We start from the raw sequence: 25,799 nt of genomic DNA, 5'->3' as shown, positions 1-25,799 counted from the left end.
AGGCAGGAAGGCTGTGCTGAGTGTATCCTTTTCAAGAAATGAAGCGAATCCTTACCGCGGCCATCCTGATTCCACTGGTGTTACTGGCGATATTCAAAGGTCCCTTCTGGCTGATGCCGGTGGGGGCGGGTCTGGTCGCGGAGTTGGCCGGCTGGGAGTTCATAGGACTTACCAATGCCAGCGGCGCCCGTGCGCCTCGCATCCTGGTACTCGTCGCCATGGCGGTACTTTTGTTTGTCAGCTTTCGCCTGCCATACCAGGTTGCTCCCGTGCTCAGCGCGCTCAGCCTGTCAATTTTTGCCTATTGCGCCTTTCGCGGTCCGATGGAGAGCGTACTGGCAGATTCAGCCTCTTCCATCTTCTGCCTCGTGTATGTCGGGCTTTCGATGGCTACGATTCCGTGGCTGGCGGCGCAGGAGAATGGTCCCTCCCTGCTAACTTTCCTGCTATGTGTGGTTTGGTCTGGAGATATTGCTGCGCTCTATATTGGCCGTGCCTTTGGCCGCCGCAAGCTGGCGCCGCATATCAGCCCCAACAAGACCTGGGAGGGAACCTTCGCCTCCATAGGCGGCAGTGTACTGATTACATTGGTCTTAGTGTTAATCGCCAGCGTCCTGGAACGGCATGGCAGCAGTCTTCTGGCGTATCCGGGCTCTGTTTTCCGCTGGGTATTTCTCGCGGTGCTGCTCAATATCGCCGCGCAAATTGGCGATCTCGTGGAGTCTGCGCTGAAGCGGGGAGCGGGCGTCAAGGACTCAGGAACCCTGCTGCCGGGACATGGCGGGATGCTGGACCGGATTGATGCATTGCTGCTGGCAGCCCCCGTGCTGTGGTACGCTCAATTAGTACAGCAGCCTTTCTAGTGAACAGTCCTATCAAGCAAGTTGCGATTCTTGGCTCTACCGGTTCCATCGGCAGGAGCACCCTCTCCATCATAGAGTCCTATCCTGACCGGTTTGCGGTAGCCTCGCTTGCCGCCGGCCGCAACGTCGACACGGCTTTTGAACAGTGTGTCCGCTGGCGTCCCAGGGTTGTGTCGCTGGCCACGGAAGCTCTTGCCTCCGACCTGGCCGGAAGGCTCAAGGCCGCAGGTGTCTCTGGAATCGAGATTCTCCATGGCACCGAGGGAACCGTTCGCGTTGCGACTCTACCCGAAGTGGATTTCGTGGTATCTGCCATCGTGGGGGTCGCCGGACTGGAAGCGACCTATGCCGCGGTGCTTGCGGGCAAGCCGATTGGCCTGGCCAACAAGGAATGCATGGTAGCGGCGGGCGAGATCCTTACCCGCGCGGCCCGCGAAAACAAGGTGCCGCTGTTGCCGATTGATTCGGAGCACAACGCCATTCACCAATGCATGCGAGGCGGGGCGAAAGCAGAGGTCCGGCGCATCTGGCTTACAGCGTCCGGCGGTCCATTCCGCACTCTGCCTCTGAGTCAGTTCCGGCAAATTACCGTGGAGCAGGCACTGAAGCATCCGACCTGGGTGATGGGCCAGCGGATCACCATCGATTCCGCGACTATGCTCAACAAAGGGTTGGAGATCATTGAGGCTTGCCGCCTCTTCGATCTGCCGCCTTCGGCGGTAAAGGTCACGGTGCATCCGCAGTCGACGGTGCACTCGCTGGTGGAGTATGTGGACGGCAGTATTCTGGCCCAGATATCCGTTACAGATATGCGCCTGCCGATTCTTTACGCCCTCAGCTACCCGGAGCGCATCCAATCTGAGTTGACATTTGATATGGCAGCGCTGGGACATCTTGAGTTTGAGCCGCCGGATTTCGAACGTTTCCCCTGCCTGCGATTGGCGTATGAGGCTGCGGAGACAGGTGGTGCCCATTGCATTGCGCTGAATGCAGCAGATGAAGTCGCGGTTGCGGCATTCCTCGAAAGACGCATCCCCTTTATGGGCATTCCGCGTACAATTGAAGCAGTTCTCGAGGCGACGCCCGAGAGCCATCCGGCTTCGATTCAGGAAGTGCTTCGACTTGACCAGGAAGCTCGCGGCAAAGCTGCGAGTCTCCTCGCAGGAGCAGGGCGGGAATCCACTGTCGCCCGGCTCGGCTAAACCGGCTGCACTCGACGAAACAGGTTCACCCTAAACTATGCATTTCGCGCTTACCGCTACTCTTTCCATGCTCGTGGTTCTTGGCATCATGGTCCTCGTCCACGAGTTCGGCCATTTCGCTGTCGCCAAGTTGTGCGGCGTGCGGGTGGAAGTTTTTTCCATCGGTTTTGGCAGGCGTCTGCTGGGTTTCAAGCGCGGCGATACCGACTATCGCATCAGCCTTTTGCCTCTGGGCGGATACGTCAAGATGTCGGGCGAAAACCCCAACGAGGAGCACACCGGGGATGCGGGAGAGTTCACCTCTCACCCGCGCTGGCAAAGGATCCTGATCGGCGCTGCAGGGCCGGCTGCGAATTTCGTCCTGGCCTTCACGCTGATGACCGGCTTTTACATGATGCACGACGAGGTGCCGGTGTATCCGAGCCAGCCGGCCATCCCTGACTTTGTGCCGCAGAACACTCCGGCTGCGCGCGCCGGGATTCAGGCGGGCGATCGTATCGTTCGTTTTGACACCGTCGAAAATCCGACCTGGGAGCAGGTTCGCATCCGTTCCCTGATCAACGTCAACCAGACTGTCCCAGTGGTCCTCGAACGCAATGGCGCCCGCATCTCCACCGATCTGCGGATTGAAGACAAGAGTAAGGGCGAAGATTTTGACATGCCGGATCTAGGGCTCCTGCCGCGGGTGCAGGATACGCCGCTCGTGGTCAAGGCGATTGAGCCGAACATGCCTGCGCTGCAGGCGGGTTTGAAGCCAGGCGACACGATTCAGGCAGTCAACGGCATGGAGCTTCACTCCGTCTGGGCGGTGCTCGCATATCTGCAACAGGAATCCGGCAAGCCCGTGGACCTGAAGGTTGCGCGCAACGGTCAGACTCTGGACCTGAACCTCGTTCCGGCAAAGGCCGACGATGGTGCGGGCCACCGGATCTACCGCCTCGGATTCGAGCCGGTTCCTCCGCCGTTCAAGGTGCAGCAGATGTCCGTGGGTGCTGCGGTCCGGCAATCCATCACGTTTAATGCACACAACTCCGGCCTGATTCTCGAAGTGCTGAAGCGTATGTTCACGCGGCGCATCGCGATGGAGAACTTGAGTGGTCCTATCGGCATTGCGCGCCAGACCGGTCTGGCGGTCTCTATGCCGGGATGGCAGCCGATTATCGGGCTGATGGCGGTGATCAGCCTGAACCTGGGCATCTTTAACCTGCTGCCGATTCCGATTCTGGATGGCGGCCTGATACTTCTGCTCTTGATTGAAGGCACCATCCGCCGCGACATCAACCAGGAGTTCAAGGAGAGGATCTACCAGGTGGCATTCGTTGCCCTGGTGCTCTTCGCGGTGTTCGTCATGTTCAATGACTTCGCCAAGCTGCCCATCTTTGCAAAGCTAAGACCGTAGAACGCTGGATTTTCCTAAACGGCCCGTGCGGATTGCACGGGCCGTTCCTCTTTTAGGGCACTCTTTTTCCCAGCCTCCTGCGCTCAGGCCTGCCATCTGAATCCGCAATTCGGACACTGGCTGGGCTTCCTTCCGGCCAGGAGCGCCAGCAGTCCTACGGGGAACAGGCAAATCGACATAAGAACGGCCCATACAGGAAAACCGCTCACTTTGGTTGCTGCGCCGCACTTCGGACAGGAAAGTATCAAGGCTGTTTTCTCCTTACATCGCGTGATGCATCAGGGTAGAAATCCATGCTGTCATCAGGGCGGCAACGGCTATCCGCCCCAGCCAGCAGGAGGCACGGTCTACGAATGCAGAGGCACTGAGGTGAGCCATGGCGATGGGCCTGGCAATGAGTTGAAATGCGATGGTCGCGGCAATCGCCAGCCCGGCTGGATTTGCCATCATGCTCTCGCGGAAGCGGGAGGACATGGCCAGCAGCAGGGCATGGGTTACGCCGCAGCCGGGGCAGGGAATTCCGATCACCGCCTTCAGCAGGCAGAGATGCGGCAGCAGGTGCACAAGCGGCAGCAGCGCCAGCACCAGAAGGTTCGAAAGGAAGTAGCCCAAGTGCATCCGCAGCCTTGGGTCGGAGAGCCCACGGTCCCCAAGCCAGTGAAAGAGCCACGCCGGAAGCAGGTAGATTTCCATGACGAGAGAGGAACACCCGGTCGAGCCATGATGTCACAGATAGAGACGGACAGGGTAGTTCCAGATGCTCCCGGCGACGCGATTCGCGCCTTACACACTCGGTTCTCTGGGGAAATCCCGGGCAATGATTCCGGGCAATGGGTACACTGGAAGTATCATGCCCCTGCATCCTCCTTCGCTTTCCCATGTCCGGGTCCGCTATGCGGAAACCGACAAGATGGGTGTTGTTTACCATTCCAACTATTTTGTGTGGTTTGAGATTGGCCGCGTCGAGCTATTGCGCGGACTCGGTTTCGATTACAAGCAGATGGAGATCGAGGACGATTGCCATTTGCCCGTAGTGGAAGCCAGTTGCCGGTATCGGGCCTCAGCCCGCTACGATGACGAGCTTGTGATCGAGACGCGCGTGACGGGGATGCGCAGCTTTGTGCTGAAGTTCGGTTACCGGCTGCTGCGTGCGGCGGATTCGCAGCTACTCGCCGAAGGGGAGACGGTACACGTCGTCTGCGACCATACGATGGCGAAGCGTCCGCTGGCGGAGAAGTATCGTCAGGCGATCCGGCCGTTTCTTGAAGAGGCCTAAATAAATCGGCAAAGCGGCTTAAAAGTCGCCAGAGTGGCCAAAAAATCAAGCAGAGAGTGGCTTCAATAAAGTCAGGCGGCTACGCCTCGGGGCTTGACGTTTTCGCGGATAAAATTGACCGTCGTATCCAGCGGCGTTCCTGGCCCGAAGATGGCGGCTACGCCCTGGGATCGCAGGAATTCGATGTCCTGCTGGGGTATGGTGCCGCCAAGGACCACGAGGATGTCGCTCGCACCACGCTCTTTCAGAAGCGCCGTTACGCGCGGCACGATGACGTTGTGCGCCCCGGAAAGGATACTGAGGCCCACACAGTCCACGTCTTCCTGGATGGCGGCGTTGACGATCATTTCCGGTGTCTGGCGGAGTCCGGTGTAGATCACTTCCATCCCGGCATCGCGCAGGGCGCGGGCGATGACCTTGGCGCCGCGGTCATGTCCGTCCAGGCCGGGCTTTGCCACCAGCACGCGGATCGGGGTTTTGGAAGCTTCCGTCATACGGGTTACCGGCTAGCGGCTTTGCTCTGCCGCAGGCCACGCAAGGGTATCACGATTGAGGCTGTGGGGTGTTCCGGGTTGCGGAGTGATTACTTGTCGCGCGCAACGACGAAGTCGGGAACCCACATCAGTGCGCGTTTGAAGTCGGAGTCGGGCAGATCGCCCAGTGCCAGGCGGGCAGCATCGGCAAAGCGAAGCGCAGCCTGCATGGCATACTCCACTGATCCGTTGCGTATCAGGATCTCAAGCACCTGCGAGTGCTCGACGTGCTCGAAGCTGCGGTCGTCCAGCACCTGGCGGATGATCTTGCGTTCGTCTGCGGTGCCGTGCTCCAGGGTGTGGATTACGGCGAGGGTTGCCTTGCCTTCGCGCAGATCGCTGGCTACAGGCTTGCCGAGCACCTTCTCCGAGGCGGTGAGGTCGAGCACGTCGTCCACGATCTGGAAGGCGAGGCCAAGGTTGCGGCCATACTCGCCAAGCGCTGTTTCGACGGCATCGCTTGCTCCCGCAAGCACCGAGCCCAGCCGCATGGAGACGTGAAAGAGGCACGCCGTCTTTCGGTAGATCAGGTCGTAATACTCAGCTTCGGTAACGAGGCGGCCGAGCTTTTCAATCTGCAGCAGCTCGCCTTCCACCATCTGCTGCGTCAGGCTGATGAGCAGATCAAGAACCTTGAAGTTGTGCTCATCGAGGGCGATGCGAAAGGCCTGCATGTAGAGCCAGTCGCCAGCCAGGACGCACTTTTCGTTGCCCCAGGTGGTGTTGGCGGAGGGCCGTCCGCGGCGCTTATCCGCACCGTCGATGATGTCGTCGTGGACCAGGGTGGCAGTGTGCAGCATCTCGACCACAACGCCCAGCCGGATCATCCCGTTGCCGTTATAGCCTTGCGATTTGGCAGAGAGCAGCAGCAGCGAGGGACGGATGCGCTTGCCGCCGCCTGCGCGCAGGTAGTCGGCGATCTCCGTGATGGCTCCAACGTTGGAGACGGCGTCGGCGCCCAATTCGCGTTCAATCGCGCGCAGATCGTCGCGAAGCAGGTCGAAGACCTCTTTCGCCGTCGCTATCGCCAATGTACTCACTCAATCTCCCGCTGCGCCCGAACACTATCCCAGGCTCTTTCTGATTCGTGCAACACAAAATTTGATTCAAACTACCTTGCTGATGATCTCAGTTTGATCGGTAGTTGGTGAACTGCATATCAATGCCAAAATCATGTCCCTTGAGCAGTGCGATGGTCTCCTGCAAAGCATCGCGATCTTTGCCGCTGACGCGCAGAGAGTCTCCCTGGATCGAGGCCTGTACCTTTTTCTTCGAGTCCTTGATGAACTTGGCGATTTCCTTAGCCTTCTCGATGGCGATGCCCTGCTTCAGGGTAATCTTCTGGCGCACGCTCTGGCCGGCGGCCTGTTCCACTTTGCCATACTCCAGCGACTTGAGCGAGATGCCTCGCTTGACCAGCTTCTGCTGCAGGATTTCGACCACCGCCTTCAATTTGTAATCGTCAGCGGAGGCGAGTTGCAGGGCCTCGTCGCCTTCGATCGTGATCTCGGAGTGCGAGTCCTTCAGATCAAAGCGGGCGCGAATCTCCTTGATCGCCTGGTCCACCGCGTTTCTCACTTCCTGCACATCCACTTTACTCACAATATCAAAGGTATTCTCTGCGGCCATCGAGTTCTCTCTTATCCCTATTATCTGCGCAAAGTGCGCTGTCCTGTTATCGGCGACTTCGAACTATACCAAGCCAGGCGTCAGACCAAAAAAACGATGAAAATTTTCCGTGGTGCTGGACGCGACGGTTTCCAAATCTATTTCCTGCACTTCGGCGATCTTTGCTGCTACCTCACGCACCCAGGCCGGCTCGTTACGCTTGCCGCGATTGGGAACCGGTGCCAGAAAAGGCGCATCGGTCTCTACGAGCATACTGCCCAAAGGTACCTTTCGTGCAACATCGCGGATTGGTTGAGCTTTAGGAAAGGTTACATTACCGGCAAAGGAAAGCAGAAATCCATAGTCGAGCGCATGGCTGGCATGGTCCCAGTTTCCAGTAAAGCAGTGCAGGAGCCCGCCCAGTCCCGTTGCGGCCCATTGCTCGCTGATCATCGCGAGTGTGTCGTCCCATGCGTCGCTGCTGTTCTCGGAGGGCCTGCAGTGAATGATGATGGGGCGCTTCCTCGCCGCGGCAATCTCCATCTGGGTGGCGAAGACGCGCTTCTGCTGGTCGCGGGGGGAGTGGTCGTAGAAGTAGTCCAGTCCGATTTCTCCGCAGGCGATCACCTCTGGCTGCTGAAGAAGCTGATCGAGAGCCGATAAAGCATCCTCGTCCGCAAGGCTGGCTTCGTGGGGATGAATCCCCGCAGTGGCCAGGATGCGAGGCATCTCAGCGTGGCCGGCATACTGACGGCTTAGCTCAAGGGCACGATGCATGGTCGACGGCCCATCCCCGATTCCGATGGAGAGGATGGTGCGCACGCCTGTTTCCCAGGCACGGCGCAGCATCGCTTCGCGATCTTCCTCGTAGCGGCTGCTGTCAAGATGTGCGTGCGAATCTACCAGCACGTATTTCCCTTTCGCGTCCGGGCTACTTCAGCCGCGCACCGATCTCGACATCTTCCAGAAAACCGGCAAGGACAGGCTTGCCCTTCTCGCCCAGGGAAGCCGCGACGATCATGCCGTTCGACTCCAGGCCGCGCATCTTGCGGGGCAACAGGTTGGCGACGATGACCACCTTGCGCCCGACCAGGGAGGCGGGCTCGTAGGCCTCTGCGATGCCGGCAAGAATCTGCCGCTTCTCATAGCCGAGGTCCACTTCAAGGCGAAGCAGCTTGTCGGCCTTGGGGATGCGCTCCGCGACGAGGATCTGCGCCACGCGCAACTCTACTTTGGCGAAGTCGTCGATGGTGATCTTCGGTATCTCCGGGACGGCAGGGGTCGCCGCGGCGGGTTCCGCCGGTGCGCTCGCCTCGTCCGGTATACCGAGCAGAGCCTCGCCAATGGCGGCGGCGGCTGCGCTGGAGCTGGTGGATTCCGCCACAGCGACGGCTACGCCCTCCAGCCTGGAGACGAGCTTGGAGATGTGCGGCGCGGCCTCTTTGCCGGTCTCTGCCACCTGCGATGTCTCCGGCGTAGCTGCGGGCTTTGCGTTGTCAACGGGATTGCTGTTGTTGTTCTGTTCCAGATCCTGCATACGTTCGATCGCGTCCTTTTCCGCGCGGGGGAAGACAGGGGTTACTTCGCCAAGTTTTGTCCCGGGTTTCAGGCTGCCCCACTTCAGCGAGGTGAGTTCGCCGCTCTTCACTGCGTCCTGAATCTCGCCCAATCCAAGCTGCTGCCAGATGCGCGCCGTCGACTCCGGCAGGACCGGGTAGACGAGTGCCGTGATGATACGCAGCGACTCGGCGCAAGTTGCGAGAATTCCGGCGAGCCGTTCCCGGTTTGGCGGATCGTCGATTTTGGCGCCCAGCTTCCAGGGAGCCTGCTCCGTGATATAGCCATCCACGGTCCCTACGAAGGCCCACACCGCTTCCAGCGCGCGGGAGAAGTCCAGCGCCTCGAAACGGTCCTGAAAGACGGATTGTGCTGCCTCTGCTGCCTGCTGAATGCGGGGCTCCAGTTTGCCTGCAGGCAGAACGCCATCGAAGTACTTGCCAATCATGGTCAGAGTCCGGCTGACGAGGTTGCCATAGCCGTTCGCCAGATCGGAGTTGTACCGCTGCACCAGCGCGTCAAAGGAGAAGCTGCCATCCTGGCCGAAGACGACCTCGCGCATCAGGAAGTAGCGCAGCGCATCTGCACCCAGGACCTCAAGAATGGTCTCCGCGCGAACGATGTTGCCCCGCGACTTCGACATCTTGCTCTGCTCGAACAGGAGCCAGCCGTGGGCCACGATGCTCTTCGGCAGTTCCAGCCCGGCAGCCATCAGGAACGCTGGCCAGTAGACGCAATGGAAGCGGCTTATCTCCTTGCCGATCATGTGGATGTCGGCAGGCCAGTATTTCTGGAAGCGGGCGACGTCTTCCGGTGCATCGCTGCCATAACCGATGGCGGTGATGTAGTTGGCCAGGGCATCCATCCACACGTAAATCACGTGCTTCTCATCGCCCGGCACCGGAATGCCCCAGTTGAAGCTGGTGCGGCTGATGGAGAGATCCTTGAGCCCGCTGCGCACGAAGGACAGAACCTCATTGCGCCGTGCCTCGGGGCGAATAAAGTCGGGATGCTCCTCGTAGTACGCCAGCAGCCGCTGCTCAAAGGCGGAAAGCTTGAAGAAGTAGTTCTCCTCGCTCACCGTCTCCGTGATGCGTCCGCAGTCGGGGCAGGGGGAACCGGGAGGCGCGTCGACGTAAAGTTCGTCCGAGACGCAATACTGGCCGGTGTAGGTGCCCTTGTAGATGAACCCCTTGTCCTTGAGCGTGGAAAACAGCTTCTGGACGCCGCGGCGATGGCGTTCTTCGGTAGTGCGGATGTAATCGTCGTAGCTGAGGTGCATGCGGTCCCACAGCGAGCGGAACTGCGCGGAAACACCTGCGGCGAACTCGGCCGGCGTGCGGTTGGCGAGCTGGGCGGATCGCTCGATCTTCTGGCCGTGCTCGTCCGTTCCTGTCAGGAACCATGTGTCGTAGCCCTGCGCCCGCTTGCGGCGACAGATGGCATCGGAGACGACGGTGGTATACGTATGACCGAGATGGGGCCGCGCATTGACGTAGTAGATCGGCGTAGTGAGATAAAACTTGCCTGGATTGTGCATGAGCTTTTAGGAGGTACTTCGCGCGACGCGGATTTCTACTTCAATCTTAGGGGTAGGAAGGGGGAGCGTCAAACCGCTAGGGGAGGAAGCCCCGAGCCAAAAACCTGTTAAAATCGGCAACAAAATCAGCTATTTCCGCGCGACGACTTAGCCGCGCAGCCGGGGCGGGTGTTCCCAAGTGTATCTAAAGCAGCAGCAAATTCTTCTGGAGCGGCTTCGCTCCGTTCTAAAGAGCAAGTACGGCATAGAATTGGCGAACCTCGCCATCGAGCAGCCACCGGAGATTCGCTTTGGCGAGTATGCGCTGCCGGTGGCCTTTGAGCTCGCCAGGCGGCTGAAGAAGGCTCCGCGAAAGATCGCCGAAGAGCTGGTCGCAGAGTTGGCGCCGCTGCCGGGTTTTGCCTCGTTTGAGGTGGCGGGAGCAGGCTACATCAACGCTCACCTCGATCGCGCTGCGGCTGTATTGGCCTTCACCCGGGAGGGAACAACGGTTCCAGCCAGCGGCCCCCACGTGCTCGTCGAGCACACCAGCATCAATCCCAATAAAGCGGCACACGTCGGGCACCTGCGTAACGCGATCCTTGGCGACACGTTTGTGCGCCTGTTGCGTGCGGCCGGACAAAAAGTAGATGTGCAGAACTACATCGACAACACTGGAGTGCAGGTGGCCGATGTTGTCGTCGGATTGCAGCATCTGGAAAAGCTATCCTTTCACGAGGTGAAGGCGCTGCTGGCCCTGCTGCAAACGCGCGGCGAACGCATCGACTATTACTGCTGGGATCTCTATGCCCGCGTTTCCGCCTGGTATGACGAGGGCAGCGACGAGGAGAAGCAGCAGAAGAAGCAGATCCGGCTGGCCACCCTGCACCTTTTGGAAGAGGGCGGCAACGAGACCGCAGAAATCGCGGAGATCTTCTCCACGGCTGTGCTGCGGCGGCATCTGGAAACCATGCTCCGGCTGGATATCGAGTACGACTTTCTGCCGCGGGAGAGCGAGATTCTGCACCTGAAGTTCTGGGAACTGGCCTTTGAGCAGCTCAAGGCAAAGGGCGTGCTTTACCACGAGACGGAAGGCAAGAACAAGGGTTGCTGGGTGATGAAACGTGCGGGTAACCGCAGCGAGCCCACCGCGGATGCGGAAGAGAAGGGACTCGCCGGGAATGGCGACGCCGAAGCCGGACCCGATGAAGACGCCAAGGTGATCGTGCGCTCCAACGGCACCGTCACCTATGTAGGCAAGGACATTGCCTACCATCTGTGGAAGTTCGGGCTGCTGGGCCGCGACTTCGGGTATCTGCGCTTCTTCTCCTATGCCGACCGCGAGTGCTGGATCTCCGCCGAGCACGGTGAGGCGCAGCATCCGCATTTCGGCGGGGCTCAGGCGATCTACAACGTAATCGACAGCCGCCAGTCCGATCCCCAAAGCATTGTGATCGAAGCGCTGCGTGGGCTGGGCTATACAGCGGAGGCGGATCACTACACGCACTTCTCCTACGAGATGGTGGCGCTGACGCCGCGTTGTGCCACGGAACTGGGCTACCAGGTGGCAGAGGCGGACCGGAGCCGGCCATTCATCGAGGTCTCCGGGCGCAAGGGCTTTGGAGTCAAGGCAGATGATCTGATCGACAAGCTGGTGGAGGCCGCGAAGAGGGAAGTGGACAGCCGCCAGACCGAGCGCGAAGAAGATGAGCGCAACCAGATTGCGCAGGAGATTGCCGTCGGAGCCTTGCGCTATTTCATGCTGAAGTACACGCGCAATTCCGTGATCGCCTTTGACTTCAAGGATGCGTTGAGCTTCGAAGGTGAAACCGGGCCATATGTGCAGTATGCGGTCGTGCGCGCGCGCAACATCTTCCGCAAGGCCGGGACGACGCCCGAGGAGGTGTTGGCTGAGTTTAGTGCCGAGGGCGCGAACGCCTACCTGGCTGCCGAAGGTGCGGAAGACATCTGGTCGCTCTGGGTGAGGGCTGCCAAGCGAACCCTGCTGGTGGAGCAGTGCATTGCCACGGCCGAGCCCGCCTACCTGGCGAAGCACGCATTTCAACTGGCGCAGGAATTCAACAACTTCTACCACCGCCACCACATCCTGACGGAGGAGGACCCGGCCAGGAAGCAACTGCTGCTGGCCACCGCTGCGATTGCGCAGCGTGAATTGATTCAGGCGCTTGGCTGGATGGGCGTGACCGCTCCGGAAGTGATGTAGGCAGGCTGAACGCTGGAGCGGCGTGGCAATAAATATTTGCCAATGAATACGTGGCAATGAATCAAGGGCGTACCCAAATCGAGGTACGCCCTTGTTATTTAGCTGCTACTTAGTTTTTAGCTCTACTTGGCGTAGCTGCGAACCCATTCCACGATGCTGCGGACGGGGATTCCCGAGGGGCCCTTGGCAATCCAGGGCTTCTGCTCTTCCATCCATGCCACGCCCGCGATATCGAGATGGAGCCACGGCGTATCCTCGGCAAACTCCTTCAGGAACATGGCTGCGGTAATGGCTCCGCCCCACCGTCCTCCGGTGTTCAAAATGTCGCCGATATTGGAGCGAATCAAATCGCGGTACTCTTCTTCGACCGGGAGCCGCCAGAAACGCTCGCCTGAGACAGCCAGGGCATCGGTGAAGTGCTGGTAGGCCTCGTCGTCATTGGAGAAGACTCCGGCGTTGATGCTTGCCAGTGCAACGACGCATGCGCCGGTCAGGGTTGCAGCGTCGAGCAGGTGGGTGGCGCCAAGTTTCTTCGCGTAGGCCAGGCCGTCCGCCAGAACCATACGTCCCTCGGCATCGGTATTGATGACTTCAATTGCCTTGCCGGACATCGCGATCACGACATCGCCGGGCTTATATGCCTTGCCGGAGGGCATGTTCTCCGTGGCGCAGACAACGGCGACCACCTTGACCTTTGGCTTCAGCGCAGCGATGGCGCGCATGGCGCCGATCATGGAGGCTCCGCCGGCCATGTCGTACTTCATCTTCTCCATGCCATCGCCCGGCTTGAGGGAGATGCCGCCGGAGTCGAAGGTGATGCCCTTGCCGACGAGTCCGAGTACGGGTTCGGCGGGCGCGCCCTGAGGCTCGTAGGTCATGACGATCAAGGCTGGAGGCTCGTCCGAGCCCTGGGCGACGGCCCAGAAGGCTCCCATCTTCAGCTCGTGCAGTTTCTCCGTGCTGTATACCTCGCACTTCAGGCCGGCTTCCTTGCACATGGCGACGGCACGCTGGGCGAGGATTGTCGGCGTCATCCGGTTGCCGGGTTCGTTGACCATGCTGCGGGTAAAATTCTGCGACTCGCCAACAATGACGCCTTCGGCGTATCCGGCTGATGCCTGCGCCTGATCCGCTCCCTTGGGGGAAAGGATAGTGAGCGACTGAATGCTCTGGTCCTTGCGGTCGGACTTATAGACGTCCGGATCGAAGTCGCCGACAAAGGCTCCTTCTACAGCGGCGCGCGTTGTGGCCTGGGCGGGAAATGCGTCGCCAGCCGGGAGTGCGATCGCCAGCTCGCGGATGCCCCGTGGCTTGGCAAAGCGAACGGCCGTACCCGCGCCTTTGCGGAGATCGTTGACGGTGACCTTTGCCTGCTTGCCCAGGCCTACGATCAGCAGGCGGGCAGCCTTCAGGCCGGCGGGAGCGTGCAGTAGGACAGTCTCACAGCTTGCCGCTTTGAACTCGCCGCTGGCGAGAACAGCTTGTGCTGCTTTCAGCAGGGCCGCTTCCTCTGTAAGAAGGGCGGGTTCAGCCTTGGCATTGGGATCTTTCGAGGTCGATTGGTCGGCGGCGAATGCGACCAGAAGCTCTGTCGTGGTCGTGGCCGCTTCATTTTGCAGCAGTTCTGTCTTCATTTTTACCCCTGTGTTCGAATCTTTACCGGTCCATCTTGCCCTTGCTGCGGGCGATGGCGGCACGCGCTTCCTTGTCGGCTTCGCGGCGGCGTTCGGTTTCGCGCTTGTCCCAGTCCTGCTTGCCCTTGGCCAGGGCAAGTTCGCACTTCACCCTGCCGTGCTTGAAATAGAGCCGGGTGGGGATGAGCGTATGGCCTTTGGCCTGCGTCTTCATCAGTAGCTTACGTAGTTCCTCACGATGCAATAGCAGTTTGCGGGTTCGTGTGGCATCGTGATTGGAGATATTGCCGTGCGAATAGGGGCCGATGTGGACGTTCAGCAAAAAAGCCTCGCCGTTGTTGATGATGCCGTAGGCGTCCTTGAGATTGGCTTTGCCTTCACGGATGGACTTAACTTCGGTCCCGCGCAGGGCTACTCCCGCCTCAAATTTCTCCAGCAGGAAGTAGTTATGGCTTGCGGCACGATTGACGGCAGCGTCCCGGTTGCCGGCGGCAACCGGATCCCGTGGCTTGGTTTTCTGTGGAGATTGTTCCGTCGAATGGCTGGATTGGCGTGGCATACTGTCCGAACTTCCATGCTAGCACGCAGCGGCGGGAGCGGTTCGAATCAGCACATTCTGCATGGCCGCGATGTTATAATCGCCCCACATTGGGCAAGCAAATGGATCGCTTTGCCTGGCGCTCGGGTTTCACTTGGTATCCCATTTGCGTTAGAAGCAGAGTGCGCTGACTCGCCGGTTTTCCGGGGGAAACCAGTGCTCTCCCAGGATTTAGCCTGCCACTCTGGAGCTCGATGAACCACCGAATCCTTCATCAAATTCGTCTCCCCTTGCAGAAATGGGCCATGCTGGCGGCTGTGTGTTCGCTGACAACTGGCGCTGCAGTTTTCTATGCGCACGCCGAGTCTGCCGGTTCGCTCTATAAACAGGGCCAGCGGGCCGAGGCGCGGGAAGATATTCCAGCCGCGTATGAGTTCTTCTACAAGGCATACCAGCAGAACCCCAAGGACCTGCGCTACAAGACCTCCTATTACCGCCTCAGGCTGTCCGCTGCGGCCTATCACGTGCATCTGGGCGAGAAGCTGAGCGCACAGGGGGACGACCCGGGAGCGCTGACCGAGTTCATGCGCGCGCTCGAGATCGATCCCAGCGACGAAATTGCCAAGCAGGATATCGATGAGGTGCGGCGGCGCAGCGGCACGGCTGCGGCCTCCAGTGTGGGCGAGTCGTCGGTGCAGAAGAATGCCGGTGCAGCGCTGAGCGAAGTTGCGGGACCCGTGGAGCTCAAGCCGATCTCCAACGATCCCATCACCCTGCACATGTCGGAAGACAGCAAGATTGTTTACCAGACGGTGGGGAAAGCCTCGGGCGTGAATGTCCTGTTCGATCCGGAGTACAACTCAAAGCGAGTCCAGATCGACCTGACCAATGTCTCGCTCTTTGACGCGCTCCGGATTGTCGGAACGGTATCGGGAACTTTCTGGCGTCCGGTAACCGCGAATACCATTTTTGTGGCGCAAAATACCCGTGCCAAGCGCACTGAACTGGATGAGCAGGCGGTACAGACCTTCTACTTGTCGAACGCTGCCCAGGCAAACGATCTGAACGATATCCAGACCGCGCTGCGCAACGTGCTGGCGAATGCCAAACTGTATGGCGTGCCCAGCCAGAATGCGATCGTCATGCGCGCGACCCCGGACGAGCTGCTGCTGGCGCAGAAGCTCATCAGCGATCTTGATAAGGCAAGGCCGGAGGTTGTGGTCGATCTCGCCGTGCTGGAAGTGAGCCGCGACAAACTGCGCAACATCGGCATTGCTCTGCCTGGTACGGCGACCGTCGCCCTGCAGGGGAATACCTCCAATACCTCAAGCAACACGACGGGGACTGGCACGACCAGCACCTCCACCACCAGCAGCACCGGGAATCTCACGCTGAACACGCTGGCGAATCTGAATGCAAACAACTTTGCAGTGACGATTGGCCAGGCGACGGCAAACCTGCTGCTCTCCGACTCGAATACACGCATTCTGCAGAATCCGCGGATTCGCGCCACCGATAACCAGAAGGCAACGCTCAAGATCGGTTCGCGAATTCCGATCGCAACCGGATCGTTTTCGAATGGCGTTTCCTCGGGCATCGGCGTGAGCGCAGTGCAGACGCAATTTCAATACCTGGACGTCGGCGTAAACGTGGATATGACGCCGACTGTGCACTATGACCGCGACATCACGCTGAAACTTGCCATTGAGGTCTCCTCGCAGAACGGCAACGTCACGATCAGCGGCGTAACCGAGCCGATCATCAGCCAGCGCAAGATTGAGCAGGTCATTCGTCTGCGCGAGGGTGAAGCCAACATCGTGGGCGGCATCATCAGCAAACAGGACACGCGGAGCTCCAACGGTACTCCAGGGCTGGGAGAGGTTCCGCTGCTGAAGTATTTCTTCTCTTCGCAGAGCCACGAGGTTCAGAACGACGAGATCGTCTTCCTACTGATTCCGCATGTGGTTCGCGCGTCCCAGCTAAGTGCGATGAACCTGCAGAGTGTTGACAGCGGGACGGGTACATCGGTGGAGATACGCCGCATCCAGCCGTCGGAGATCCCCGCGGCACTGGCTCCGCCGGTGAATAAGCCCGCGCCAGCCCCTGCGAATGCGCCTGTGAACCAGTTGAATCAGGGGGAACCTGCAGGGACTCCCGCAGCGGCTGGGCAAAATGCAGTGCCTCCAAGTGCGGCGGCGCCTGCAAATCCGCCTCCAAACCCGAGTACCGTCAACTTGCAGGTGACTCCGGCGCAGAGCACGCAGAAGTTGAATGCGACTTTCCAGGTTGCGGTGAATCTCTCGGGCGGGCAGGATATCTACTCGGTGCCGATGCAGATTCAGTACGACGCAAACCGGCTGATCCTGACCAACGTGGATTCCGGCAATCTGCTGGGGCGTGATGGGCAGGCGGTAGCGCTGGTACATCGCGATGACGGAGCGGGTGGCCTGACCATCTCCGCTTCACGGCCGCCCGGTGTGGCTGGGGTGACCGGAGTGGGTTCAATCTGTGTGCTCACGTTCCAGGCAAAGGCGCCGGGCGATGCCACGATCGCCATCACCCGTCCGGGAGCGAAAAACAGCACCCAGCAGTCCATCCCCGCGGTCGGCTCGCAGGCCGTGGTGCATGTGCAGTAGGGAACTCAAGATGCAGCCGATGCAACAGAACGATCCTGAGTCCGGGCTATCGTTGGTAGAGCTGATTGTTACGGTTGCCATCCTCGCCGTGCTCGCAACCGCCGCTGTGCCCATTGCACGCTTCCGGGTGCAACGGGAGAAAGAGCGCGAGCTGCGCTATGACCTTTGGCAGATGCGGGACGCCATCGATCACTACAAGGATGCGGCGGATCGCGGCGGCTTCCAGACTAAAGTGGACAGCAACGGCTATCCTCCCGACCTGGATACGCTGGTGAATGGGGTGGATGTGCAGGGCAAGAAGGTGAAATTCCTGCGGCGCATCCCGGTGGACCCGATGACGGGCAAGACGGAGTGGGGGGAACGCTCCATGCAGGATGACCCCAAGAGCGAGTCATGGGGCGGGCAGAACGTGTTTGACGTGTACTCGAAGTCTACGGGTACAGCAATTGATGGAACGAAATACTCGGAATGGTGAGACGTTTGAGCAGCACTCACGACAATTCGCTCCGCAGGGCCCGCGGCAACATGCTGCGAAGCTGGAAGCGCATCCGCGCATCGGAGCGGGCCGCGGCGGGATTCACGCTGGTTGAGCTGATGATTGTCATGCTCATCATCGGGGTCCTGATGGCGATTGCCGTCCCGAATTACCTGTCGTCGCTGAAGGGCGCGAAAGAAGCGGTCCTCAAAGAAGATCTGCATGTGATGCGCCAGGCGATCGACGCCTACACGGTGGACAAAGAGAAGGCTCCGCAATCCCTCGACGACCTGGTGCAGGCGGGATATCTCAAATCGCTGCCGGTGGATCCGATGACACGCAGCAGCACTACGTGGGTGGCGGAGACGACCGACACGCTGCATACCCTGGACCAGACTGATCCCGGCATCGATGACGTGCACAGCGGCTCCCAGGAAGTGTCAAGCAACGGGGAACCCTACTCCAGCTGGTGAAACCGGCAGTCTCTCCCATGATTCCTTCGCTCGACGCGGCGCTGGTGTACGAACGTTATATCGCGCTGCATCGGCTCGCGGCGAAAAAGCTGAATGCAGCGACGGGCACATCTCTCGGCGGTCGCATGCTGCTCTACGGCGACGCAGACGAGTACGGTTCCGCGTGCGCGCTGGCGGCAAGCATCGCCGGAGCCGCCTCGCTGGGAATCACCGCGAATACGGAGCAGCTCAAGCTCGCAGTTCGTAACGGTGTCTGTGACTTTCTGGTGAATGCTCTCGACGAGGCTCTGCGGATTCTGAAAAACGAGATCCGCAAGAAGCAGCCTGTATCGGTATGCCTTGAGCAACCGCTGGATGAGACGATGCGGGAGATTGCGGCGCGCGGGGTCCAGCCAGACATCCTGGCACTGACCGCTCAGGATGTGGCGGGGAGCGGGGAGGAAACGGCTCTGCTGTTGCAGCGTGGGGCGGTGGAGTTGCCGGTATCGCCGGTGCAGGCAGCGCCGGGCCGGGAGGGAGTTCGCTGGAGTGTTGCAGAGCTTCCTGCGCTGTGGTTGCCAAAGGTCGATGCGGCTGCCGCCGATGTGCTGGGAGACGAATTGCGCTGCCGCTGGCTGCGGTTGGCTCCGCGCTACCTGGGGCGGCGTGCTCTCACGCAGCGGTACGTCGAGATGACGGATCGGGAGACTGAATCATTTCTAGCTGCGATTCGAGTGCTGCTCCGTGAAGGTAAGCTCGGGGAAGGCAGGATCGAGACTGCGGTGACGGTCGAATTTCACAGCGGCGAAGAGCGGCTCACTCTCGCACGCTAGATCAGGGCTGCAAGCCGCAGCCTTTCAGTCCGGCGAGGTCTCGCCGGCTGCATCCTCAATGGCCGACCATAGCTCCTTCATGCCCGCGCCAGTCTTGGCGGAGATCATCAGGATGGTTTCGACATCCAGGCCAGTCTTCAGTTCCTTGTAAGCCTTGGTTCGCTCATTGCCGGAGAGCTTGTCCGATTTGGTGGCGACAACAAGATATCTTCTTCCCGTCGATTGCAGGTAGCTGATCAGTTGCGCATCGCTTGGCTGCGGGGGGATATTGCTGTCGACCAGGCAGATGCACATGGTGAGTGGAGCACGGCCAGCGAGGTACGGCTCGATGAATTTGGGCCACTCTGCAGAGATCGACTTTGAGATTTTTGCGTATCCATAGCCGGGCAGATCAGCAAAGAGGAAGCGTGGAACCTGCTTTTGCGGCGTGCTGCAGAGGGCAAAGAAGTTGATGGCGCGCGTGCGCCCGGGAGTCGAGGAGACCTTCGCTTCCTTTGAGCCGAGGAGCGCGTTAATCAGGCTCGATTTGCCGACATTGGAACGGCCAAGAAAGGCGAACTCCGGAACGGAGGACGGCGGGAACTGCTCGGGAGACATCGCGGAAAGCAGAAAGCGTGGGAAGAGGCGCATGGGGACTGTTTCAGTATACGGGCTGCTATCGATCCAGGCACTCATCCGCATAGCTGCGTGGTGAATCAGGCCTGAGAAGGGAAAACCGGTATGCGGTGCAGGACAGGCCTGGCAACGCATACCGGTCTGTGGTTACTGGTGGGCGCGCGGCTCCGGCGAAGGCGGAGGAGGAACAGCGGCAAGAATCGCCGGCGCCTCCTCTTTCAGCTCGGGCAGCGGAGCCTCCAGAGCGATCTTCAGTACCTCGTCCATCTGATCGACGAAGTGCAGCTTCATCGCGCTCTTGAGATTCTCCGGCAGATCCGCCAGATCCTTTTCGTTCTCGCGCGGCAGAATCGCTTCAAAGATGCCGGCACGATGCGCCGCCAGCAGTTTCTCCTTCAAACCGCCGATGGGAAGGACCTTTCCTCGCAGGGTGATCTCGCCGGTCATGGCCAGATCGCGCCGCACAGCAATTTTGGTGAGGGCGCTGGCCAGGCCGGTGGCCAGGGTAATGCCGGCAGAGGGGCCATCCTTGGGGATGGCGCCTTCCGGCACGTGGATGTGGATGTCCACATTGCGATAGAAATCTTTGGGCAGGCCAAGATGCTGCGAGCGGCTGCGGATGTAGGAGAGCGCGGCTTGAGCCGACTCCTGCATGACATCGCCGAGTTGCCCGGTCAGAGTCAGCTTGCCCTTGCCATCGAGGACCTGCACTTCGGTGGAGAGAATGCTGCCCCCCATCTCTGTCCATGCCAGACCCGTGACCAGGCCGACTTCGCTCTTCTCGTGAACCTGCGAGTCGCGGAATTTAGCCACTCCGAGAAACGACGAGACATTTTCCGCGGTGATCTCTTCCTTATGCTTCAGTCCGTTCTTGATGACCCGGCGAACCACTTTGCGGCAGATGTTGCCGATCTCGCGCTCCAGATTTCGCACGCCCGCCTCGCGAGTGTAGGAGCGAATGACCTCCACGATGGCATCGTCGGTGAAGACGATGTTCTTGTCGCTGAGGCCAGTAGCTTCGCGCTGCTTTTTCACCAGGTACTGCTTGGCGATCTCCAGCTTCTCCGCCTCCGTGTAGCCATGCAGGCGCAGGATCTCCATGCGGTCCTGCAGCGGGCCGGGGATCGTGTGCAGCACATTTGCCGTTGCCACGAAGAGAACCTGCGACAGATCGTACTCCACGTCGAGGTAGTGATCCTGGAAGCTGGTGTTCTGCTCCGGATCAAGGACTTCCAGCAATGCCGATGCGGGGTCGCCACGAAAATCGGAGGCCATCTTATCGACTTCGTCGAGCATGAAGACGGGATTCCGCGTGCCAGCCTTCTTCATGGACTGGATAATCTGGCCGGGGAGCGCCCCGATATAGGTGCGGCGATGACCACGGATTTCGGCTTCGTCGCGCACTCCACCGAGCGACATACGGACAAATTTGCGTCCAGTGGCCTTGGCGATGGACATGCCGAGCGAGGTTTTTCCGACGCCTGGAGGGCCAACGAAGCAGAGGATGGAACCCTTGGGATTCTTGACCAACTGCCGCACGGCGAGGAACTCCAGGATGCGCTCCTTGATCTTCTCCAGGCCGTAGTGATCCTCATTCAGGACCTTTTCCGCATGATCGATGCTGCGCGTCTCTTTGGACTTCTTTTTCCACGGCACGGCGAGGAGCCAGTCGAGGTAATTGCGCGAGACAGTCGATTCCGCGGACATGGGCGGCATGGCTTCGAGCTTCTTCAGCTCAAGGATGGCTTTTTCAAAGACGTCCTTCGGCATGCCGGCGAGCTCGATCTTCTTCTTCAGTTCGTCGAATTCGCTCTTTTCGCCGCGGCCCAGTTCCTTCTGGATGGCCTTGATCTTTTCGTTGAGGTAGTACTCTTTTTGCGCGCGCTCCATTTGCCGCTTCACGCGGGACTGGATGCTGCGGTCCATGTTGAGCTTTTCGATCTCCATGTCGAGCACGTCGGCAACTCGCGCGAGCCGCTCGGCGGGGTCGAAGATATCGAGCAGTTCCTGCTTCTCTTCAATCGAGAGCTGGAGATTGGCCGCGATGGTATCCGAGAGCTTCGCCGGCTCGTCCATGCGAACGGCGGCAATCATGGTCTCGTAGTTCAGGGACTGCTGCAGCTTGACGTACTGCTCAAAAAGAGAGGTGACGCGCTGCATTAACTGCTCGACCTGCGGAGTCATCTCCAACTGGACAGTGCTCACGCGCACCGTAGCCACGAAGAAGCCATCGGAGTCGGAGATGTTCAGCGCCTTGGCGCGCTCCAGACCCTCCACCAGAACCTTGATGTTTCCATCAGGCATCTTGACGCTCTGCACGATGTTTCCGATGGTGCCTACGTTGTAGATGTCTTCGGGGTGGGGATCATCGACGCCGGCATCATGCTGGGTCGCGAGAAAAATCTTGCGATCTCCGGCGAGAGCTTCTTCGAGCGCGCGAACGCTGGATTCCCGGCCAACCACGAAGGGCGGCATCATATAGGGAAAGATCACCATGTCCCGAATGGGCATCATGGGAAGCTTTCGAATGTCGTTTTTCTCTCGTGCTTCTTTGGCCTGTGTCACGCCGTTTCCCTTTCGCTTTCCATTTTAGATGTATCAGGGGCTATCTCGATGCGGGGTCCTCGGCACGAAACGTAACTCATAAAGAAAGAAGTATTTCATACGCTACTCCGCTCTCGCTCGCTGTCATAGAGGGAGAGTGGAGAAACAAAACATGAATCCCAGGCTTGGCGAACAATGCCGGTGCTGAACCAGACTTTTTTGAACCAGTCTTTTCCTAACCAGCCTTCTCCAGAACGGTAACGGAAAGGTCACGTTTGGCCACCATCTCAGCGGTGATCTCGAGTTCCTTGACCTTCTTGCTGCTCGGCAAGTTGTACATCAGGTCGAGCATCAGTTCTTCCAGGATCATGCGCAACCCGCGTGCTCCTACCTTGCGGGCCAGGGCCTCGCGGGCGATGGCTCGCGCAGCCTCTTCGGTAAAGGTAAGCTGCACATCTTCGTATTCGAAGAGCCGCTGGTACTGCTTGATGATTGCATTACGCGGTTTGGTCAGGATTTCAACCAGGGCCACTTCGTCCAGCTCGTCGAGGATGCCGATCACGGGCAGACGGCCTACAAATTCGGGGATCAAACCGAACTTGATGAGGTCCTGGGGCTGCGCCTGGCGGAGCAGCTCCGCGTCGCGCTGATTGCGGGCCGAAGCGGCCTCCACTGTCTCCTTCTCGGAGAGAGCCTTGAAGCCGAGGGCCTTCTTGCCGATGCGGCGGGCGATGGCCTTCTCCAGCCCCACGAATGCTCCTCCGCAGATGAAGAGGATGTTGGTGGTATCGACCGGCGTAAATTCCTGATGGGGGTGCTTTCGTCCGCCTTGCGGGGGAACGTTGGCGACGGTGCCTTCGAGAATCTTCAGAAGAGCCTGCTGCACTCCTTCGCCGGAGACGTCGCGGGTGATCGAAGGATTCTCGTCCTTGCGGCCGATCTTGTCGATTTCGTCGATGTAGATGATGCCTGTCTGGGCGCGTGCCACATCGCCGTCGGCTGCCTGCAGCAGCTTGAGGATGATGTTTTCCACGTCTTCGCCTACATAGCCTGCCTCAGTCAGGGTAGTGGCGTCGACGATGGCAAAGGGCACATCGAGCATCTTGGCCAGCGTGTGGGCGAGAAGGGTCTTTCCGCTGCCCGTAGGGCCGACCAGCAGGATGTTGGACTTGGAAAGCTCCACATCGTTGCCGCGTGTGCGGTTCATCTGGATGCGCTTGTAATGGTTGTAAACAGCGACCGCCAGCTTCTTCTTGGTCTGCTCCTGGCCAATGACGTACTCGTCGAGAAACGCTTTTACCTCCTGCGGCTTGGGCAGGTGGGTGGGCGCAGCGCCCGGCTGCGTCTCGGTGCGATCATCTTCCAAAATGGAGTTGCAGACGGCGACGCACTCATCGCAGATGTAGGCACGTGGATAATCGCTGGGCGATGAGATTAATTTGGCTACGGCGTCCTGCGATTTATGGCAGAACGAGCACCGTAGTGTGTCGTCAGATCCCGTGCGCGTTTTCATGCTGCAACTCCTTTGGTCCCATTTGTTCTTTTCTTTAAGATCAGGTGCGGGGCCGGTCGATGATTTCGTCGATGATGCCGTATTCCTTGGCTTGCGGGGCATTCATGATGAAATCGCGCTCCACGTCCCGTTCAATTCTTTCGAGCGATTGCCCGGTGTGCTTGGACATCAGGCGGTTGGTGATTTCGCGAATGCGAAGAATCTCGCGAGCATGGATATCGATGTCTGTCGCCTGACCGGAGAGTCCTCCCATCGAGGGCTGGTGGATCAGGATGCGGGAATTAGGGAGAGCAAAGCGCTTTCCCTGCGTTCCCGACATCAACAGGAAGGCTCCCATGCTGGCCGCCTGACCGATGCAGTAGGTCACAACGTCGTTCTTGATGAACTGCATGGTATCGTAAATCGCCAGGCCCGCCGTGATGGATCCGCCTGGCGAGTTGATGTAGAGCTGAAGATCCTTTTCCGGATCTTCGCCGGAGAGAAACAGCATTTGAGCAATGATGAGATTGGCGACCTGATCGTCAATCGGGGTGCCCAGAAAAATGATGTTATCGCGGAGCAGGCGGGAGTAAATGTCGTAGGCGCGTTCGCCTCGGCTCGTCTGCTCAATCACCATGGGGACTAATGCCATCTTCTCTTACTCTCGCTCTCCGGAGCCGACCGCCCCGGCGGATAACGTGGAGTCAGGAGCAGGCCGTAATTCTGGGCCTGCTCAGGCAAATACGCGCTTCTGCAACCCTAAGACACCAACCTGTCGTAGAGTGTGTTTCCTGTCTTTTCTCTTCGTAGTTGTTCCCGGATTCTAGCGAGGCTGCCGTCTTCCGTCAAACGCGTGCGCAGGCTTTCCACGGGTTCGCGCGTCTGCAAGGAGAGGATCTGCAACTCCTGCTCGACATCTTCGGGGGTAACCTCAATCTTTTCTTCGTCCGCAATGCGATCCAGGACCATTGAGCCCTTGACCTCGTTGCGGGCGGAGTCATGCTGAGCCTCCCGCAGGCGGTTGAAGTCAAGCTTGCGCATGTCCTCGGCGCGCATTCCCTGCTGGGCAAGGGCGCGAAGACCACGATCGAGCCGCGCGTCCACCTGCTGCTGGATGAGGGTCTCGGGAACCGGAAAGTCGAATTTGGCGATGAGCGCTTCGATCATCTTGTCCTTCGCTTCGGCTTCCAGGCGGCGACGCTTCTCATTTGCCATGTGCTCGCGGAACTTCTCGGCGAAGGCATCCCAGGTCTCATACTCGCCGAGTTCCTTGGCGAAATCATCATTCAACTCGGGGAGAATCCGCTTCTTGATTGCCTTCACCTCGACGTCGTAGGCAACGGTCTTGCCCGCCAGGTTCTGCTCTCCGAAGTCCTCGGGGTAGGTAACCTCGAACTTCAGCTCCTGTCCGGGCTTGGCTCCGCGGAGCGCGTCGTTGAAGGACGGAAGCGTATTCTTGCCGCCAACCTCAATTACGACGTCCTCGCCCTTGACCGGCTCGGCCGGGGTTGCAGGCTGTTCATCGCCCGCCGGCTTGAAGTCTCCGTGGAAGGAGATCTGGGTCCAATCGCCATCGACCAGGGCGCGGTCCTCGGATACCGGTTCCATGGTGGCGCGTGAGTCACGCAGCCGCTCGAGCTCCGTCTGATACTCCTCTTCGGTCAACTCCGTCTCCGGCTTGGCAATCTTCACATCCTGATAGCCCTCGACGGAGAAGGTTGGCAATACCTCAAAAGCAGCCTTGCAGTGGATGGGCTCGCCATCGACCACGGTTAGCGAGGTAACCTGCGGCTGCGAGACGGGCTGAAATTTTTCCTTCTCGACGATTGCGCGGAAGCGATCCGGTACCAGGGCTTCCATGACGTCCTGCCGGATCTGATCGGCAAAGCGGGTGCGAATCAGCGACTCCGGAACCTTGCCGGCGCGAAAGCCGGGGATGCGTGCCATCTTCTGATAGCGCTTGGTCACGCTGCGGAAGGTCTTGCTGACTTCGTCCGCGGGGACTTCGATATCGACTTCGCGGGTGCAATCGGGGTTGAGCACCGGACCATGCGAGTGCTGGTGGTCATGGCCTTCGTGCTCGTGACCCTCATGAGAGTGAGCAGCCTGGTGCTCCGCTTCAGCATTGGGGGTAGGTTCGGGATTTGGTGTTGTATCGAGAGTTTCAGTTGAGCTCAACGTGTGCCTTCCAGATGCGCGCGCCCAACCTTTTGAGAATTTGCATCGCGGCGCGTGGGCCGCATCACGAGAGAGATGCGGGTTGGGCGGTCTATTACCCATGGTAAGTGGCTTTGGGAAGAGGGTCAAACCGCAGCCTGAGGGAAACCGGGGTGAAACCGCGCATTTCAAAGGAGAACCCGCCCGGAATGTATCTGCCCATCGATGGGGGAATGGATGGG

General features: G+C 59.5%; 22 protein-coding genes. 9 read left to right on the top strand and 13 right to left on the bottom strand.

Features of this window, described 5'->3' with window-relative positions; translation table 11 throughout:
* Positions 1 to 38: 38 nt before the first annotated feature.
* From VM554_06200 to rseP, 3 genes are read left to right on the top strand one after another with little or no spacing between them, the layout of a single operon-like run.
* Positions 39 to 863 carry a phosphatidate cytidylyltransferase gene (locus tag VM554_06200; protein ID HVJ07955.1) on the top strand — a complete coding sequence of 275 codons (825 nt, stop codon included), beginning with the start codon at positions 39 to 41 and terminating at the stop codon, positions 861 to 863.
* Positions 863 to 2,065, top strand: a complete 1,203-nt coding sequence (locus tag VM554_06195) for a 1-deoxy-D-xylulose-5-phosphate reductoisomerase (GenBank protein HVJ07954.1) — start codon at positions 863 to 865, stop codon at positions 2,063 to 2,065. Before VM554_06200 ends, VM554_06195 begins: the two co-directional genes overlap by 1 nt.
* Positions 2,066 to 2,102: 37 nt before the next feature.
* Entirely contained in the window at positions 2,103 to 3,464 is a 1,362-nt protein-coding gene (gene rseP, locus VM554_06190; protein ID HVJ07953.1) for an RIP metalloprotease RseP, read from the top strand.
* Between the two features lie 261 nt (positions 3,465 to 3,725).
* Here the strand turns inward: rseP and VM554_06185 are convergent, their stop codons facing one another.
* Positions 3,726 to 4,157, bottom strand: a complete 432-nt coding sequence (locus VM554_06185; GenBank protein ID HVJ07952.1) for a DUF2752 domain-containing protein — start codon at positions 4,155 to 4,157, stop codon at positions 3,726 to 3,728.
* Positions 4,158 to 4,314: 157 nt separating this feature from the next.
* Here VM554_06185 and VM554_06180 point away from each other — a divergent pair, with 157 nt between their 5' ends.
* Complete coding sequence (locus VM554_06180) at positions 4,315 to 4,740, top strand: thioesterase family protein (GenBank protein HVJ07951.1); 426 nt, start codon at positions 4,315 to 4,317, stop codon at positions 4,738 to 4,740.
* Positions 4,741 to 4,811: 71 nt separating this feature from the next.
* On the opposite strand, the gene VM554_06175 is transcribed toward VM554_06180, so the two are convergent.
* The 5 genes from VM554_06175 to metG all read right to left on the bottom strand — a co-directional run bounded on the left by VM554_06175 (position 4,812) and on the right by metG (position 9,978).
* A complete protein-coding gene (locus tag VM554_06175; GenBank protein ID HVJ07950.1) occupies positions 4,812 to 5,234 on the bottom strand; it encodes a cobalamin B12-binding domain-containing protein in 423 nt (140 codons plus the stop codon).
* A gap of 89 nt (positions 5,235 to 5,323) precedes the next feature.
* The gene (locus tag VM554_06170) at positions 5,324 to 6,313 is read right to left on the bottom strand and encodes a polyprenyl synthetase family protein (GenBank protein ID HVJ07949.1); all 990 of its coding nucleotides are present in this window, start codon (positions 6,311 to 6,313) and stop codon (positions 5,324 to 5,326) included.
* A gap of 88 nt (positions 6,314 to 6,401) precedes the next feature.
* Positions 6,402 to 6,902: a YajQ family cyclic di-GMP-binding protein gene (locus tag VM554_06165; GenBank protein HVJ07948.1), complete on the bottom strand. Its 501-nt coding sequence runs from the start codon at positions 6,900 to 6,902 to the stop codon at positions 6,402 to 6,404.
* Positions 6,903 to 6,965: 63 nt separating this feature from the next.
* Positions 6,966 to 7,790, bottom strand: coding sequence for a TatD family hydrolase (locus VM554_06160; GenBank protein HVJ07947.1), 825 nt, complete (start codon positions 7,788 to 7,790; stop codon positions 6,966 to 6,968).
* A 22-nt stretch (positions 7,791 to 7,812) separates the two neighbouring features.
* Positions 7,813 to 9,978 carry a methionine--tRNA ligase gene (gene metG / locus VM554_06155; GenBank protein ID HVJ07946.1) on the bottom strand — a complete coding sequence of 722 codons (2,166 nt, stop codon included), beginning with the start codon at positions 9,976 to 9,978 and terminating at the stop codon, positions 7,813 to 7,815.
* Between the two features lie 178 nt (positions 9,979 to 10,156).
* On the opposite strand from metG, the gene argS reads away from it, so the two are divergent.
* Positions 10,157 to 12,181, top strand: coding sequence for an arginine--tRNA ligase (gene argS / locus VM554_06150; GenBank protein HVJ07945.1), 2,025 nt, complete (start codon positions 10,157 to 10,159; stop codon positions 12,179 to 12,181).
* 122 nt (positions 12,182 to 12,303) lie between these two features.
* On the opposite strand, the gene VM554_06145 is transcribed toward argS, so the two are convergent.
* Entirely contained in the window at positions 12,304 to 13,815 is a 1,512-nt protein-coding gene (locus VM554_06145) for a leucyl aminopeptidase (GenBank protein ID HVJ07944.1), read from the bottom strand.
* A gap of 22 nt (positions 13,816 to 13,837) precedes the next feature.
* Positions 13,838 to 14,374, bottom strand: coding sequence for an SsrA-binding protein SmpB (gene smpB, locus VM554_06140; protein HVJ07943.1), 537 nt, complete (start codon positions 14,372 to 14,374; stop codon positions 13,838 to 13,840).
* Between the two features lie 233 nt (positions 14,375 to 14,607).
* Between smpB and VM554_06135 the strand changes: the two genes are divergently transcribed.
* From VM554_06135 to VM554_06120, 4 genes are read left to right on the top strand one after another with little or no spacing between them, the layout of a single operon-like run.
* Positions 14,608 to 16,989, top strand: coding sequence for a cohesin domain-containing protein (locus VM554_06135; GenBank protein HVJ07942.1), 2,382 nt, complete (start codon positions 14,608 to 14,610; stop codon positions 16,987 to 16,989).
* A gap of 19 nt (positions 16,990 to 17,008) precedes the next feature.
* Complete coding sequence (locus tag VM554_06130) at positions 17,009 to 17,464, top strand: type II secretion system protein (protein ID HVJ07941.1); 456 nt, start codon at positions 17,009 to 17,011, stop codon at positions 17,462 to 17,464.
* Entirely contained in the window at positions 17,458 to 17,937 is a 480-nt protein-coding gene (locus VM554_06125) for a prepilin-type N-terminal cleavage/methylation domain-containing protein (protein HVJ07940.1), read from the top strand. Before VM554_06130 ends, VM554_06125 begins: the two co-directional genes overlap by 7 nt.
* A 17-nt stretch (positions 17,938 to 17,954) precedes the next feature.
* On the top strand, positions 17,955 to 18,749 hold the full coding sequence (locus tag VM554_06120) for a hypothetical protein (protein HVJ07939.1): 795 nt from the start codon (positions 17,955 to 17,957) through the stop codon (positions 18,747 to 18,749).
* 24 nt (positions 18,750 to 18,773) lie between these two features.
* Here VM554_06120 and yihA read toward each other — a convergent pair whose 3' ends face one another.
* From yihA to tig, 5 genes are all read right to left on the bottom strand, one after another.
* The gene (yihA, locus tag VM554_06115) at positions 18,774 to 19,379 is read right to left on the bottom strand and encodes a ribosome biogenesis GTP-binding protein YihA/YsxC (GenBank protein HVJ07938.1); all 606 of its coding nucleotides are present in this window, start codon (positions 19,377 to 19,379) and stop codon (positions 18,774 to 18,776) included.
* A 132-nt stretch (positions 19,380 to 19,511) separates the two neighbouring features.
* Positions 19,512 to 21,929: an endopeptidase La gene (gene lon, locus VM554_06110; protein ID HVJ07937.1), complete on the bottom strand. Its 2,418-nt coding sequence runs from the start codon at positions 21,927 to 21,929 to the stop codon at positions 19,512 to 19,514.
* A 214-nt stretch (positions 21,930 to 22,143) separates the two neighbouring features.
* Complete coding sequence (gene clpX / locus VM554_06105; GenBank protein ID HVJ07936.1) at positions 22,144 to 23,421, bottom strand: ATP-dependent Clp protease ATP-binding subunit ClpX; 1,278 nt, start codon at positions 23,419 to 23,421, stop codon at positions 22,144 to 22,146.
* A gap of 40 nt (positions 23,422 to 23,461) precedes the next feature.
* Positions 23,462 to 24,052, bottom strand: a complete 591-nt coding sequence (clpP, locus tag VM554_06100) for an ATP-dependent Clp endopeptidase proteolytic subunit ClpP (GenBank protein ID HVJ07935.1) — start codon at positions 24,050 to 24,052, stop codon at positions 23,462 to 23,464.
* A 107-nt stretch (positions 24,053 to 24,159) separates the two neighbouring features.
* Positions 24,160 to 25,578: a trigger factor gene (gene tig / locus VM554_06095; GenBank protein HVJ07934.1), complete on the bottom strand. Its 1,419-nt coding sequence runs from the start codon at positions 25,576 to 25,578 to the stop codon at positions 24,160 to 24,162.
* Positions 25,579 to 25,799 lie beyond the last annotated feature (221 nt).

The organism is Acidisarcina sp., assembly GCA_035539175.1.
Taxonomy (GTDB): Bacteria; Acidobacteriota; Terriglobia; order Terriglobales; family Acidobacteriaceae; genus JANXZS01.
The sequence above is the reverse complement of the archived record's forward strand: the minus strand, read 5'-3'. Positions and strand labels throughout refer to the sequence as shown.